The organism is Mariniluteicoccus endophyticus (genome assembly GCF_054780035.1).
The window spans coordinates 1-14686 of record NZ_BAAGXC010000029.1 but is presented as its reverse complement, the minus strand read 5'-3'; the positions used below and the strand labels follow the sequence as shown (position 1 = coordinate 14686).

13 protein-coding genes and 1 tRNA gene are annotated in these 14686 nt (G+C 68.8%); 10 read left to right on the top strand and 4 right to left on the bottom strand.

Going from position 1 to position 14686, the window contains the following annotated elements:
• Positions 1-19 precede the first annotated feature (19 nt).
• A complete protein-coding gene (locus ACYVGD_RS13800; protein ID WP_460744352.1) occupies positions 20-1318 on the bottom strand; it encodes an AMP-binding protein in 1299 nt (432 codons plus the stop codon).
• Between the two features lie 138 nt (positions 1319-1456).
• Between ACYVGD_RS13800 and ACYVGD_RS13795 the strand changes: the two genes are divergently transcribed.
• Entirely contained in the window at positions 1457-2281 is an 825-nt protein-coding gene (locus tag ACYVGD_RS13795; RefSeq protein WP_460744351.1) for a hypothetical protein, read from the top strand.
• 1516 nt (positions 2282-3797) lie between these two features.
• On the opposite strand, the gene ACYVGD_RS13790 is transcribed toward ACYVGD_RS13795, so the two are convergent.
• Positions 3798-4559, bottom strand: coding sequence for a hypothetical protein (locus ACYVGD_RS13790; RefSeq protein WP_460744350.1), 762 nt, complete (start codon positions 4557-4559; stop codon positions 3798-3800).
• A 3-nt stretch (positions 4560-4562) separates the two neighbouring features.
• Positions 4563-4862, bottom strand: coding sequence for a hypothetical protein (locus ACYVGD_RS13785; protein ID WP_460744349.1), 300 nt, complete (start codon positions 4860-4862; stop codon positions 4563-4565).
• Between the two features lie 25 nt (positions 4863-4887).
• Here ACYVGD_RS13785 and ACYVGD_RS13780 point away from each other — a divergent pair, with 25 nt between their 5' ends.
• From ACYVGD_RS13780 to ACYVGD_RS13765, 4 genes are all read left to right on the top strand, one after another.
• Complete coding sequence (locus tag ACYVGD_RS13780) at positions 4888-5067, top strand: hypothetical protein (protein ID WP_460744348.1); 180 nt, start codon at positions 4888-4890, stop codon at positions 5065-5067.
• 61 nt (positions 5068-5128) lie between these two features.
• Entirely contained in the window at positions 5129-6109 is a 981-nt protein-coding gene (locus tag ACYVGD_RS13775) for an AAA family ATPase (protein WP_460744347.1), read from the top strand.
• A 2-nt stretch (positions 6110-6111) separates the two neighbouring features.
• Positions 6112-7320 carry a DUF58 domain-containing protein gene (locus tag ACYVGD_RS13770; RefSeq protein ID WP_460744346.1) on the top strand — a complete coding sequence of 403 codons (1209 nt, stop codon included), beginning with the start codon at positions 6112-6114 and terminating at the stop codon, positions 7318-7320.
• Positions 7321-7328: 8 nt separating this feature from the next.
• Entirely contained in the window at positions 7329-9389 is a 2061-nt protein-coding gene (locus tag ACYVGD_RS13765) for a DUF3488 and transglutaminase-like domain-containing protein (protein ID WP_460744345.1), read from the top strand.
• 1 nt (position 9390) lies between these two features.
• Here the strand turns inward: ACYVGD_RS13765 and ACYVGD_RS13760 are convergent, their stop codons facing one another.
• Positions 9391-10923, bottom strand: coding sequence for a serine/threonine-protein kinase (locus tag ACYVGD_RS13760; RefSeq protein WP_460744344.1), 1533 nt, complete (start codon positions 10921-10923; stop codon positions 9391-9393).
• Between the two features lie 346 nt (positions 10924-11269).
• Here ACYVGD_RS13760 and ACYVGD_RS13755 point away from each other — a divergent pair.
• From ACYVGD_RS13755 to rplA, 5 genes are all read left to right on the top strand, one after another.
• Positions 11270-11342: transfer RNA gene (locus ACYVGD_RS13755), tRNA-Trp, on the top strand.
• Between the two features lie 79 nt (positions 11343-11421).
• Positions 11422-12111 (top strand): preprotein translocase subunit SecE, encoded by a 690-nt coding sequence (secE, locus tag ACYVGD_RS13750; protein ID WP_460744343.1) that lies wholly within the window; start codon positions 11422-11424, stop codon positions 12109-12111.
• A gap of 201 nt (positions 12112-12312) precedes the next feature.
• Positions 12313-13158, top strand: coding sequence for a transcription termination/antitermination protein NusG (gene nusG, locus ACYVGD_RS13745; RefSeq protein ID WP_460744353.1), 846 nt, complete (start codon positions 12313-12315; stop codon positions 13156-13158).
• 153 nt (positions 13159-13311) lie between these two features.
• Positions 13312-13740 carry a 50S ribosomal protein L11 gene (gene rplK, locus ACYVGD_RS13740; RefSeq protein ID WP_460744342.1) on the top strand — a complete coding sequence of 143 codons (429 nt, stop codon included), beginning with the start codon at positions 13312-13314 and terminating at the stop codon, positions 13738-13740.
• A 136-nt stretch (positions 13741-13876) separates the two neighbouring features.
• Positions 13877-14578, top strand: a complete 702-nt coding sequence (gene rplA, locus ACYVGD_RS13735) for a 50S ribosomal protein L1 (protein WP_460744341.1) — start codon at positions 13877-13879, stop codon at positions 14576-14578.
• The last annotated feature ends 108 nt before the right edge of the window (positions 14579-14686 follow it).

The following is a 14686-nucleotide window of genomic DNA, read 5'->3' as shown; positions in this document are numbered from 1 at the left end:
CAACTACATCGCCCGATGCCTACTCGAGACCGGCGGATTCAGAACCCACCCTGCTTTGGGATGAGCCGATGATCTCCTCGATCTCACGTGGATACACGTTGAAACCGTTGCGGTTGATCATGTCCTTCTTGCGGTCGACGATGTAGTAGAAGCCGTCGGAGTCACGCGTACCGAGGTCGCCGGTGTGGAACCAGCCGCCACGCATGGCCTCCGCGGTGGCCTCGGGCTTGGTGAGGTAGCCCTTCATGACGCACTCGCCGCGGACGCAGATCTCGCCGATGGTGTCGGTCTCCTCGATGATGTTGCCGTCCATGTTCATGAGGCAGAACTCGACGCCGCGCAGCGGCTGCCCGACCGAGCCGGGCTTCGACGGGCGGTCGGGGTGGTTGAATGAGGCGGCCGGCGACGTCTCCGACAGGCCGTAGCCCTCCAGCAGTCGGAAGTTGAAAGTCTTCTCGACCGCGTGCAGGACCTCTACGGGCAGGGACGCGCCGCCCGAGACGCCCAAGCGCAGCGTGGAGGTGTCGTATTTCTCCTTGTCGGGCACGTTGAGGAGGCCCATGTACATGGTCGGCACGCCCATGAAGATCGTGACCTTGTCGTCCTGGATCATCTGCAGCGCCTCGGCGCCGTCGAAGCGGGGGAGCAGGTCGAGGGTCGCGCCAGCGGCGAAGCAGGCGTTCATGGCGCACGTCTGGCCGAACGAGTGGAACAGGGGCAGGCCGCCGAACACCACGTCGTCGGGGTTGATGTCGAACAGCGTCTCCAGCGTCGTCATCACGTTGGAGCGGATGTTGCGCTGCATCAGCTCCGCGCCCTTGGGTTGGCCGGTCGTCCCGGAGGTGTAGAACACCACGACCGTGTCGTCGTCGTCACGGTCGACGACCTCGCTCACGGGCTGGCGTACGCCGACCTCGCGCTCGAACTCGCCCGGCGTGACCACGACGACCTCGGTGCCGGTCTCCTGCGCGGCGGCAGTGGCCTCCTCGGCGAACATGGCGAACACGACGGCCAGCTTCACCTCCGCGTCGTTCCACGTGTACGCGACCTCGCGCGCCTTCAGCAGCGGATTCATCGGCACGACTACCGCACCGAGGCGCAGGATGCCGTAGTAGATCGCGGGGAAGTAGGCCACGTTGGGCATCGTGAGAGCCACGCGGTCGCCCGCGCGTACCCCCTTTTCCTGCAGAAGGGAGGCGACGCACCCTGCGAGGTGGTCGAGCGCGGCATAGGTGAGCGAGACCTCGCCCTGCTTCACGGCGATGGACTCGGGCGCCTCATGGGCGCGCTCGGTCAGCCAAACAGCGATGTTCGTCATGCGTCGAACAGTAGCGTCAGGTGGGCCCACCTGTGAAGGAGGTCACACGCGGGGCGGAGGCACTGATCAGCCGACCCGCACCGCGACCCCGGGAGGCGCTAACGTGAGCGCGCGTACACGTCCCTCTAGGAGGTCCCAGTGCTTCGCGTCGAATTGCGTGCCGCCGGCCAGCCCGCCGTTGTCCTCGGGTCGCGCGAGACCCTCGTCTTCGGTCGTGCCCCGCACGCCACCCTCCCCGAGGAGGAGCCCGACTCGACCCTCCAGGTCACCACGATGGCGCTCGACCAGAGCACGCCCCACACGTCCCGCATCCTCGGCGAGCTGGTCGTGGGGGAAGACATCGTGCGCCTGCGCTGGCACGGCTCCACCGAGGCCCAACTGGCCTCGCTGTTCGAGGCGCCCGGTGGCGCACGACGCGTGACGCTGGTCAAGGGCATGACCGCGCTCCTCGACGAGGGTGAGAACGCCATCACGGTCCTGCGCGGCCGCCAGGGCGCGGCGCCCAACCAGTTCGACGACCTGACCCTCGAGGTGAACGTCCAGGCGACCGGTTCGACGTCGACCTACACCCCGCAGGCCGAGGACTCGGAGGACATGACGGCGCCGGCGCCGAACCTCGCCAAGGGCACAAAGGAGTGGTTCGTCGCGCTGGCGCTCGCCGAGCCCTGGCTCGTCGGTGACGACTCCTACCCGCGCCCGCCGTCGAACCGTGAGATCTACGAGCGCGTCCTCGGCTGGCACGGGTACGCCTGGAATCTGGACCGCCCCCAGCGTGTGGACGACTCCATCCGTACGATCTCTCGCATCGCGTTCGGCCCCCGCGACGACCCCTTCGCCGCCGGCGCCGGTTCGAAGCGCGTCCAGAACGTCCGCTTCGCCATCGGTCGCCGCGCGGCCGAGGTACGCATCGTCACGGCCGAGGACCTCGCCGAGGTGTACGCGAAGGCCCGTCGCCCCGGCTGAGCCGATCCCGGACGGAACGTGCCGCTTTGCGGTGACTCCGTCCGGTGTCATCATGAGTCGAACCCTCTTCTAGCCCAGGAGATCGTGTGAGTACTCGATTGGCACGTTCGTTCCGTAAGTCCCCGAAGCGTCAGACTGTGGCGAATGCGTCGGCGTTGTCTGCGGTGGCGTTGGGTGTTGCTGGTGTGATGTTGGGGACGGGCGTTGCGTCGACGGCTATTGGTGTGACTGATGGTGTGACGTGGTTGGCGGATGTGTCGAAGGGTGAGTTGTTGGTCTACAACCCGGCGACGCGTCGGGTGGAGCAGGCTTTCAAGGTTGCGGCGCCGGGTGAGAAGTTCAAGGTGTCGCAGGACAACGGCATGGTGGCGATCACTGATGAGCGGACTGGTCAGGTCACCACGATTGATATGACGACGATGACTCGGGGTGGCACTCGTGAGGGTGGCCGGGTGAAGGTGGTCATGGGTGGCGGGCGGATGTTCGTTGCTGAGCTGGGTGAGGGTCGTGTGTCGTTGGTGGAGCCGGTGGCGGCTTCTGCTGTGGGTGATTCTTTTGTGGTTCCTGGTGGGATCGTCGATGTGGCGGTGGACGAGTCGGGGACTGTGTGGGTGGTTGATCTTTCGGGGACTGTGAAGGCGTTGCGTTGGTCTGAGGCCGGGCAGCGTTTTGAGGTGGGTCGTTCGAAGGTGGTTGAGGGTGTGGGGTCTGATGCGCAGCTGACTCCGCACAAGGAGGGTGTGACTATTTTTGGGTCGCAGGCGGGTGTGATTGCGCAGGTGGGGACGCCGGTGGAGTCGTATCGGCGTGATGCTGGTCTGGTGGGTGTTGATCCTGCGACGGCTGCTCCGTCTGACTTTGTGCCGGGTGCGGTGACCGGTGCGGGTCGAGTCGTTCTTGTTGATACAGGTCGGGTTCGTGAGGTGTCGACGCGTGAGTTGGGTTGCGCGCGGCCGGTGAGTCCGACGGTTTTCAATGATCAGGTCTTTGTGGTTTGTCAGGGTGAGGGCAAGGTTCTTCGGTTGGATCGTGGGGGTCGTCCTGCTGGGGTGATCGAGACGCCGCGCGGTGGGGATGCTGAGCCGGTTTCGGATGAGGGTCGGTTGATCTTCAATGTGCCGGGTTCGGATCGTGGTGTCGAGGTTGATCGTTCGGGTGAGGCGAAGCCGTTCGATCGTTCTGCGCCGCCGGGTGTTCGTGATCTGAGTAGTGGGGATCAGGCGGTTGTTGGTCCGGACGGGCCGGTGGCGCAGTTGCCTGATCTGCCTGGTGGTGGTCGTGCTGAGGGCACTGGTGGTGGCTCGATCAATACCGATTCGGTGTCGGGTCGTAACGAGGTGGTTTCTGCGGGGGGTAGTCGCCAGCAGACGGTGGTGACTGAGGCTGAGCCTGATCGGGCTGAGGATTTCCAGGTGGTGCAGCGTCCGCAGCCTGCTCCTGCTCCTGCTCCGGCGGTGCCGGGTCGTATCAGTGATGATCCGCGTCCGTCGTCGGGTCCGCGTCCTTCGCAGCCGGGTCAGCCGGAGCAGCCGCAGCCGCAGCCGCCGGTTCCTGCTCGGCCTGTTGATCCGCAGCCGTCTGAGCCTGGTGAGCCGCGTCGGTCGGAGGGTCCGTTGCCGTCGGTTCCGGGGCCGCAGCCGACGGATCCGGGTCGGCCGACGGATGGTCCGACGGTCCCGCAGCCCACCAACGACCCGACGGTTCCGCAGCCGACGGATGGTCCGACGGTTCCGCAGCCGACGGATGGTCCGACGGTCCCGCAGCCCACCAACGACCCGACGGTTCCGCAGCCCACCAACGACCCGACTGTTGTGCCCACCGGCCCGACGGTCCCCCCGACCACCGGGCCGACGGTCCTGCCGCCGACCGGTCCGCGTCCGAGCGACGGCCCGACGACCGGCCGGCCTGACCCGACCATCGGTCCGCCGAGAACCACGGTTCCGGGGACGATCGGGCCGCGGCCGTCCGAGTCGCCGCGTCCGACCGCTCCCACGACATCGGTGCCGCCCACCACGCGACCGCCGGCTCCGTCCACGTCGCGTCCGGCGACGACGTCGAAGCCGCCGACCACGACGGCTCCGTCCACGACGCGTCCGGCGACGACGTCGAAGCCGCCGACCACGTCGAAGCCGCCGACGACGTCGAAGCCGCCGACGACGACGCGTCCGTCGGTGTCGAAGACGCCGACGGCGAGCTCTGCTCCGGTGGCGGTGTCGAACGTGCGTGCGTCGGCGTCGGGTTCGACGGTGACGGTGACGTGGAGAGGTACGGGTGCCACGAGCTATTCGGTGTCGGTGGGTGGCAAGTCGGTCACGGTGACGGGTTCGACGAAGTCGGCGAGCGTGACCGGTGTGTCTGCGGGCACGAAGACGGTCACGGTGACGGGCAAGAACGCTGCGGGTGCCACGAAGTCGGCCTCGACGTCGGTCACCGTCGGGTCGACCACGACTCCCAGGCCCACCACGACCCGCCCCACCACCACCAAGCCCCCGTCGACGTCCAAGAAGCCGACTCCCACGGCGACCACCCTGGGCAAGGTGTCGGGTGTCAGCGGCACCTGGTCCGGCACGACGGCGAACATCAAGTGGTCCTACTCGGGAGCTCCCGTGGACTCCTTCACCGCGTGGTGCAACGGCACCTACAAGGTGAGCGTGTCGAGCGGGGCCCGCTCCGCCGCGGTGGGCTGCGGGGCGAAGCCCGAGCCCGGTTCCTACGTCAACATCCGCGTCGTCGGGTGGAAGGACGGAAAGTCCACCGAGGCGTCGGGACAGATCCAGGCCCCCTGAACCTCGACGCGGTAGCCTCCGCCCCAGCCCCGTCCCGTCCCCCCCGAGGAGCCCCGCAACGATGGTCGATGCCCCTGCGCTGCCCGACCAGGCGATCGCCGGATTCCGCCTACTCCACCGTCGTCTCGGTGATGCGGTCGAGTCCGCCCTCCACGGCAAGCGGGAGGTGATCGACCTGGTGCTGGTCTCGATGTTCGCCGGTGGCCACGTGCTGCTGGAGGACGTGCCGGGGACCGGCAAGACGACGCTCGCCCGGGCGCTCGCCCGGGCGCTCGGCGGTGACTCGCGCCGCATCCAGTTCACGCCCGACCTGCTGCCGGCCGACGTGACGGGAACCTCTGTGTTCAACCCGGGGGACGGCCAGGTGCGGTTCCGGCCCGGCCCGGTGTTCACGAACGTGCTGCTGGCCGACGAGATCAACCGTGCGGCGGCCAAGACCCAGTCGGCGCTGCTCGAGGTCATGGAGGAGCGCACGGTCACCGTCGACGGTGTCGGACACCAGGTGCCGTCGCCCTTCCTCGTGGTCGCCACCCAGAACCCGGTCGACCTTGACGGCACCTACCGCCTGCCCGAGGCCCAGCTCGACCGATTCCTCGTCCGGGTCGCGATCGGATACCCGGCCGCCGAGCACGAGATGGCGATCCTGCGGCCCGGTTCCACGGCGGGCCGCACCTCCGACATCCAGCCCATCACGTCTCCCGACCACATCGCCGGGCTCCAGCAGGCGCTGCAACAGATCCATATCGCCGATCCGATCCTGCGCTACGTCCACCGCCTCGGCGACATGGCCCGCAACGACCCGCGCCTGCGTCTCGGCGCCTCCACGCGTGGTCTGCGCGCACTCGTACGGGCCTGCCAGGTGCACGCGGCGGCCCAGGGGCGCAACTTCGTCATCCCGTCCGACGTCCAGGCTCTGGCCGTGCCGGTGCTGGCCCACCGCGTGATCCCCACGCGTGACGCCGATCTCGTCGGGGAGTCGGGGGAGCGCATCATCGGCGACCTGCTCCAGCGCGTCGAGGTGCCCCAGCCGGGAGAGCGCTGACCTTGTCCGCGACCGTCGAGGCACCCCGGGTCGCGACACCCACGGCGACGCGGGAGGAACAGGGCGTACGCCCCGTCCTGTGGATCCTGACACCCCGTGGGATCGGCGCCCTCGTCGTGGGCCTGTCGCTCCTTGCCCTGGGGCTGTGGTGGCACTACTCGACCCTGGTGGGCATCGCCGTGGCACTGCTGCTGGCGCTGGTGCTGGAGATGGTGCTTGTCTCCCGGCGCGTCCGCGTGAGCGCCCGGCGTGAGGTCTCGCCGATCGTGGTCGAGCGGCACGCCGACTGCACCGCCACGGTCGAGGTCACCGGCCGCCTGCCGTTCATGGTGCGAACGCTCGTCCGTGACCGTGTCGGCCGCCAGCGCGTGGCCATGCCGGTGGGTCACGAGGCGGTCACCTATCGCGTGCCGACGCTGCGGCGTGGGCTCATGGAGGTCGGCCCCCTGACGATCGAAGTGGCGGGCACGTTCGGGCTTGCGGCGCGCACGACCGAGCAGGGTGACATCACCCAAGTACGTGTGCTGCCGCGGTTCGTGCCCGCCCGCGCCCAGAGCACGGGTCGGCGGCGATCGGCCGTGGGCGCGGACGAGTCGATGGACACCGGCGGCACCGACCTCGTCGGCCTCCACGAATACGTGCCCGGCGACGACCTGCGGCGTCTCCATTGGGCGACCTCGGCACGTACAGGCATCCTGATGGTTCGCGACGACGCCGAGCCCGCCACGCCCCATCTGGCGGTTGTCCTCGACGACGTCGCCCAGCACTACGCCGACCACGGCGCCACCGACACCGATTTCGAGGATGCCGTCGAGGTCGCCAACGCGCTGTGTCGCGCGGCCCTGCGCCAGAACCAGCCCGTCCACCTGATGTCGACCTCGGGTGCGATCGATGTCTCGGTCGGCTCGCGGGTCGGTGCGGCAGAGGTCGAGGCCCAGGAGCTGTATGCAGCCCTGGCCGAGGTCCAGCCGACGGCCGAGCCGCACCATGTGCGGCCTCCGGCGCGTGCCCTCGACACCGTGGCCGTGATCTCCGGCTCGGAGGCCGGGCTGCCGCAGCTGGAGGACTGGACGTCGCGCGCGGCGATGGGCGTCCTGCTCATCGTCGACCACACCTCCTCGATGTCCCCGCCGTCGCGCGGGTCGGCCACGGTGCTGCGCGGCCCGCGCTCCATCGACCTGTCCCGTCTGTGGGATCGAGCCGTCGGATGAGTGCCGTCGTGGACCACTCTGAGCCGGCCTTCACCCGGCGCCTTCTGGCGATGTTGACTACGGCCCCCGACGCGGCCGGCAGGCTGCTCGTGTCGGTGGCGGTCCTGGTGCTCGGTGCGACCGCGCTGCGGTCGGCCTGGCAGGGCTGGCTCGCCATGTTCCCATTCGTGGTGATGGGGGTCGGCGGGCTCGTGCTCATGGGGTTCCTCCGCCGTCTCGGGGCCGCGTTCTTCGTGAGCGTGCTGGTGGCGCTCGCAGCGCCGCTGCTGATGATGATCGGCGTGGGCCGGTCGATCGGCATGGGTGTGGTCGAGTCCATCACGAGGCCGCTGCCGATGTTGCTGACGGGCACGTTCCCCGCCCCGGTGACCTTGACCCTGCTGCTGCCCGGCCTGGTGGTCATGTGGGCGGCCGGCGCTCTGCTCGGCATCGGTCTGCAGCGCAAGGATTTCTGGGCCGAGCCGCTCGTCTCGGGGGCCGGACTCCTCGTGGTCGCCGACCTGCTGACCGCGGGCGGCTCCGACATGTTCGGCCTCATCTCGCTCGCTCTGGTGGCCGTGGTCCTCGTCCACTGGGCGATGTGGGGTCGTCGTCGCGGCGAGCCGGTCCCCGGCCTCGGGGCTGCGGCGCTCCTCGGCGCGATCGCGCTCGCGATCGGCTTCGTGCCCCTGGGCACGCCATACCAACCGCGCCAGGCGGTGCGGCCCGAGGTGAAGCCCAGCGAGGAGCCGAACCCGCTGCAGTGGTTGTCGCAGTGGGCCGCCGACCCTGACGCCGAGATCATGCGGCGCCACGGTGACACCTTCGCGCTCCATCTCGCCGTGCTTCCCGAGTACGACGGGCGCGGCTTCTACTCCACCAGCCAGTACGTCCCCATGGGCAGCGCCGTACGTCCGAGCCTGCCCGGCGGTCGCTACCAGGTCGACCAGACCGTCACCGTGACGTGGCAGCCGATGTCTCGCTGGCTGCCGGCCCCTGGCATGCCCCAGAAGGTGTCGGTGCCGGATGCCCAGCACGACCCCGAGACGGGCAGCCTGCTGATCCCCAGGTTCCCGTCGGGCGTCTTCAGCTACACGGTCACGGGCACCATCGACGTCCCTCGCATGCACGAGATCGCTGCGGCCAACGTCGGCCCCCAGGGGCGGTACACCGAGCTTCCCGAGCTGCCGGAGTCGTTCACGACGTACGCCAAGGACGTCACCGCCGGTGCCAGCACCTACCTCGAGCAGGCCCAGCGCCTCGAGGTGGCGCTCAAGAAGGATCGCTACTACTCCCCGCGCTCGACCTCGGGCACGTCGATCGGACGGCTCGACCAGTTCCTGTTCGCCACGCCCGACAAGGGTGGGCGCATGGGCACCTCCGAGCAGTTCGCCGCATCATTCACGCTCCTGGCCCGCTCGCTGGGCATGCCGACCCGCCTCGTCGTGGGGTTCGGCCGGGGGACCCCGCTCGACGAGGCCACGGGCACCTACTCGGTGAAGGGGCGCGACGCCCTCGCGTGGCCCGAGATCTACTTCGAGGGCTTCGGCTGGGTCCCGTTCAACCCGACGCCCCAGGTGGAGGAGGTCTCGGCCCCCCGCCAGGAGGCGCCCAGGACGCTGCCGTCCACGAAACCCAGCCCGAGCCCGACCCCGAGCCCGTCCCCGCAGCCGCGACCCGACGACAACGACGACGACCCCGACGACATCCCGTGGTGGCTGATCGTCCCCGCGGGCCTGCTCACCCTGCTGGTGGGTGGTCTGGCGGTTGCCCGTGCGGCGCGCACTGGCCGTCAGCGCCGCGCCGGCGCCCTCGGCGCCTGGGAGCATGTGCGCGACGCGTTGAGACTCGGGGGACGGCGTACGCGACCCAGCGAGCCCGCGCCGCTCACCGCGGGGGAGAGCGGCATCACGTCAGCGATGAAGGTCGCCGAGGCGGCTGAGCGGGAGTCCTTCGGCCCGGCCGGCGGAGCACCCGCGCCGGACGTGTGGGACGACGCGGTGTTGACCTCGCGCGAGCTGCGGCGTGGGGCGAGCTGGTGGCGCCGGTTGGTGTGGTTGCTCAGCCCGGTGGTGTTCTGGCGGCGGTGAGTCACTCGCGGATGCACTTGCGTTCCGACGGGCCCAGGCGCATGTCGTTCGAGACGCCCGTCACGACGAAGCACAGAGGCTTGGCCTTGGGGTCGGCCTGGATCCGCTTGGCCCGGTCCGTGCCAGCGGCGGCGCCCGCCGGGGAGGCGGTCTGGCTGCGGGACGAGGCCGACGAGATCGCATAGGACGCCGGCGTCTTGACCGGCAGGTCCCACTCCAGGTCGACCGACGTCCCGTTGTCCTTGATCCGCAGGTTGCGGGGCTGGTAGTTCGGGTCGTACGCCGCGTTCGTCGGGGACTTCGTGGGGCTGGCCGTCGTCGGTCCCGGGGTGGGATCCGACCGAGACCACGGGGGATTGGGCATGAACTGCATGATCACCACGACGATCACCCCCACGGTTATGCCGGCGAGGCCGAAGGCCAGCAGCGGCATGCCCTTCGGCTCGTCCTCGTCCTGCTCGTGCTGCGGCGGCGCGGACGCCGAGGCGGCAGAGCGCGCGGAGTAGGCCGACTGCGCCGTCTGAGCGCTGCGGCCGGAGGTGTAGGTGCCGTTGTCCATGAGCCGCATCGAGGTGAAGTCGGCGGGGTCGCGGGTCTGGCCCGGTACACCGCCCCAGGTGTGGGACCCGGTGGGTGTGGAGAGCTGCGGCACGGGCACGTTCGGCCTCGGTGCGCCGTCGCCCGACCAGGCCCGCGTCTCGGTGCGGACGTCGGACAGGGCGTCGCGCATCTCGGCGGCGGACGCGAACCGCTGGCTCGGGTCCTTCTGGAGGGCGCGGTCGATGATGGCGACGAGCCCCGGGGGGAGGTCGTTGCGGCGGATCCGGCGCGGGGCGAGGGTCTGGGCGCGCTTGATGTACGCCAGGGCCGAGTCGGGCTCGTCGCCCAGCAGCGTGAACGGGGGCTTGCCGTCGAGCAGGTGGAACAAGGTGGCGCCCAGCGAGAAGATGTCGTCCGACTCCGAGGGGGGTGCTCCCTCGAGCACCTGGGGCGACGCGTGGCGGTAGGAGAACCGGTCGGTGGACGCCGTGTGGGCCGAGTCGATCAGGCGGGCGATGCCGAAGTCGGACAGCACGTAGGACGTCGGCATGACCAGGATGTTCTGGGGCTTGACGTCGCGGTGGAGGACGCCACGGGCGTGGGCGAACGCGAGGGCGTCGGCGATCAGGGTTCCGACCTGGACCACCTCGTCCGCGGGCAGCTGGCCATAACGGGCGAGGCGCTGGTCGAGCGAGCCGAGCTCGAAGAAGTCCATGACGATGCAGGGCCGGCCGTGGCTCGACGTGCCAATCTGCAGGACGTTGGCGATGTTGGGGTGCTGGCGGCCGAGTGAGACCATCAGCTGGACCTCGCGGGTGAACCGGCGGACGGACTCCTCGTCCTCGACGGTCAGCACCTTGATGGCGACGTCGCGCTGGAGCGCGTCCTGGGTCGCCTTGTAGACAGTGGCGTCACCGCCCCGGCCGATCTCCTGCCAACCCGAGAACCCGTCGAGGGTCTCGGGTTCGCGGGAGCTGCCGAATGGGGCGTTCACTCTGCTTCCTGTGGCCGGGGGGAAGTACGGCGTCGTTTCTACCACGCAACCGTCTCACCCACCACAGGATCGCCCTGTCGGGCCGCGGTCGGTCAGCGGCGGCGGGCGCGTGCGGCGGCCGGCCGGGTGAAGCCCTGTACGCCGGCCAGGGCGATCACGTGGAGCAGGACGATCAGAACCGCAACGGTGAAGTTGATCAGCATGTTCGTGTGACGCCGGTTTCAACGAGAAGGTTCCCGCGCGGCCCGTGCGGCCATCTCCCGCTTTGCCCGTCGCGGGGTTTGTGCGTACACTCATCGTCTTGGTGGCTGGCACCTGATGTGGGCGTGCCCACGATGGCCACCGGACGGCAATAGCTCAATTGGCAGAGCATCGGTCTCCAAAACCGAAGGTTGGGGGTTCAAGTCCCTCTTGCCGTGCGACGCAGACAACCTGCGCAGCAGCAAGCCGCTCTGGCGGCGACCGAAGGACCGAGGCGCCGACAACGAAGGACCACCTGTGGCTGACGACAAGCACTCCGATTCCTACCACGAGTCGGACGAGTCGACCCCGCTCCCTTCCGGTGCCGAGCTTGCCGATGACGACCCCGTCGACGGCCACGCGAGCGACGCCGATGCCCCCGAGCTGAGCGACGAGACGCCGATCGACGATCCCGAGGACACCCCGGACGACGCCTACGTCGACGATCCCTCGACCGACGACATCAATGAGGCCAAGCTCGACCGCGCCACCGACGAGGCGGCGGATGAGCCCACGGTCTCCCCGGGCTCCACTGCGCAGCGCCGCCCGCGGTCCACGCGGCCGACCCGCCGCCGTCCGGCGGGCGTTGACACGGCCGACGCCGAGCCCACCAAAGCCGAGCCCACCAAAGCCGAGCTCGCCGAGCTCGACGCCGAGGACGAGTCCGCCGGATCAGCGGTCGCCACGCGCCCGGGGCGCCGCACGCCAGCCCGCAAGGACCGCCCCACCGCCCCGCGTAAGAAGGCCGAGGCCCAGGCCGAGACCCGGACAACGCCCGGCAAGTTCGTTGGCGAGTCCGTCGGCGAGCTCCGCAAGGTCGTGTGGCCCACCGCCAATCAGGTCCAGCAATACTTCGTGGTGGTGCTCGTGTTCGTCATGTTCATCATCGCGTTCGTCAGCCTTCTGGATCTGGCCTTCGGCTGGGCGCTGCTCAAGATCTTCGGCTGATGACCGCTAGCACTGGAGGCAATACCCGTGACTGAATTCGACAACGAGCCCGTCGACGAGCGCGACCCCGTCCTGCCGGGTCACTCGAGCGACCAGTCGGTCGACTCGCCCGATTCGCCGGACTCGGCCGATTCCCCGGACTCGCCCGATTCCCCGGACTCGCCCGATTCCCCGGACTCGGCCGACGAGCCCGACGTCCAGCTGTCCTTCGACGACGACGCCGAGGCCGACGACGACATCGAGCTCTCGTTCGGTGACGAGGCCGACGAGGCCCCGGCCGCCGACGAGGATGACGACATCGATCTGTCGTTCGGTGACGACGACGAGGACGAGCCCGCCGAGAACGACATCACCCTGGGTGATCTGGGCGGCGAGGACGAGTCCGACGACGAGGTGACCGCCGAGGGCGACGATCAGGCCGATCTGGTCGAGAAGCGCCTCGAGGAGCTCCGCGCCGAGCTGCGCGCCAAGCCTGGTGACTGGTATGTGGTGCACACCTACTCCGGCATGGAGAAGCGTGTGAAGCAGAACCTCGAGCAGCGCGCGCAGTCGCTGAACATGGAGGACTACATCTTCGAGGTCCGCGTGCCGACCGAAGAGGTCACCGAGATCCGCAACGGCAACAAGAAGAACGTGACGCGCACCGTGCTCCCCGGCTACGTGCTGGTGTGCATGGACCTCACCGACGAGTCGTGGGCCACCGTGCGCCACACCCCGTCGGTGACGGGCTTCGTCGGCCACGCCACCTCGCCGGTGCCGCTAAGCCTCGAGGAGGTCGAGAAGATGCTGACGCCCTCGGTCATCGCCGCGGCCAACGCCGAGGCCGCCGCCGCGGGCAAGCCCAAGGCCGGCCGCAAGAAGAAGATCGAGGTCGCCGACTTCAAGGCGGGCGACTCGGTGATGATCACCGACGGCCCCTTCGCCGGTGTCCACGCCTCGATCACCGAGATCAACGCCAACAGCCAGCGCATCAGGGCGATGGTGGAGATCCTCGGCCGCGAGACGCCTGTCGACCTCACCTTCTCGCAGGTCGAGAAGGTCGTCTGACAGCTGCCTCCCCCGCCCATGCGGAGAGGCCTGATTTGTCGTGGGTGCGCCCACGGCGGATAATCACTGCTTGGCCCTTGCGTACGCGGGGCCTGCAATCCACACCAGGCCGTGCGAGACGCGTACGGCCGCTGAACCAATGAGGACCCGAACATGCCTCCCAAGAAGAAGGTAGCGGCGCTCGTCAAGGTCGCCCTCCAGGCCGGCTCGGCCACCCCGGCGCCCCCCGTGGGCACCGCCCTCGGCCCGCACGGCGTCAACATCATGGACTTCTGCAAGCAGTACAACGCTGCTACCGAAGCCATGCGTGGGAACGTCGTCCCAGTCGAGATCACGATCTACGAGGACCGCACGTTCTCGTTCATCACCAAGACCCCGCCGGCCGCGGAACTCATCAAGAAGGCCGCCGGCGTGAAGTCCGGTTCCGGCGTTCCCCACAAGGAGAAGGTCGGCAAGATCTCGAAGGACCAGGTCAAGGAGATCGCCGAGACCAAGATGCCCGACCTCAACGCCAACGACGTCGAGGCCGCCATGAAGATCGTTGAGGGCACCGCCCGTTCGATGGGCATCACCGTCGAGTGAGCTGACGCCCACATCGGGGGGTGACCCCTCGAACCCAGGGCATGGTCCCATCCAGTAACCAGCCCGACACGTGGGAGCACCGCGCTGGTGCGCACCACGACTGACACACACATCACACTGAGCACAGGAGTCAGACATGCAGCGCAGCAAGAGTTACCGCGCGGCCGCCGAGAAGCGCGAGGCCGACACCCTCTACGTCCCCGCCGAGGCATTCGCCGCGGTCAAGGAGGGCGCATCCAAGAAGTTCGACGAGACGATCGACGTCGCGATGCGACTCGGCGTCGACCCCCGCAAGGCCGACCAGATGGTCCGCGGCACGGTCAACCTTCCCAACGGCACTGGCAAGACGGCTCGGGTCCTCGTCTTCGCCACCGGTGAGAAGGCCGCCGCCGCCGAGGCCGCCGGCGCCGACGAGGTCGGCTCCGACGAGTTGATCGACAAGGTCATGAAGGGATACCTCGACTTCGACGCCGTCGTCGCCACCCCCGACCTCATGGGCAAGGTCGGCCGCCTGGGCCGCGTTCTCGGCCCGCGTGGTCTCATGCCGAACCCGAAGACGGGCACCGTGACGCCGGACGTGGCCAAGGCCGTCTCCGACATCAAGGGCGGCAAGATCGAGTTCCGCGTCGACCGGCACGCCAACCTGCACTTCATCATTGGCAAGGCGTCGTTCTCGCAGGAGCAGCTCGAGCAGAACTACTTCGCCGCGCTCGACGAGGTCCTCCGCCTCAAGCCAGCCTCCTCGAAGGGCCGCTACATCAAGAAGATCACCGTCTCCTCGACCATGGGCCCGGGCTTCCCGCTCGATCCGGCCAAGGTCAAGCCCGAGGCAGAGTGATCCACGGCCACAACGGCTGAACGACGAGAGGGCCCCGCGAGAGATGCGGGTTCTAACGGTCCTCGCAACACCTCGAGTTTTGGGGAGTTGCGATGACTGTGTCGATTG

What these genes read in the sequence shown, in the direction of transcription:
- ACYVGD_RS13800 (WP_460744352.1), bottom strand. Translation starts at nt 1,318, where the DNA reads ATGACGAACATCGCTGTTTGGCTGACCGAGCGCGCCCATGAGGCGCCC.
- ACYVGD_RS13785 (WP_460744349.1), bottom strand. Translation starts at nt 4,862, where the DNA reads ATGTTCGCCGTCGTGCCGGACCAGGTGCCGCTGACACCCGACACCTTG.
- ACYVGD_RS13775 (WP_460744347.1), top strand. Translation starts at nt 5,129, where the DNA reads ATGGTCGATGCCCCTGCGCTGCCCGACCAGGCGATCGCCGGATTCCGC.
- rplK (WP_460744342.1), top strand. Translation starts at nt 13,312, where the DNA reads ATGCCTCCCAAGAAGAAGGTAGCGGCGCTCGTCAAGGTCGCCCTCCAG.
- rplA (WP_460744341.1), top strand. Translation starts at nt 13,877, where the DNA reads ATGCAGCGCAGCAAGAGTTACCGCGCGGCCGCCGAGAAGCGCGAGGCC.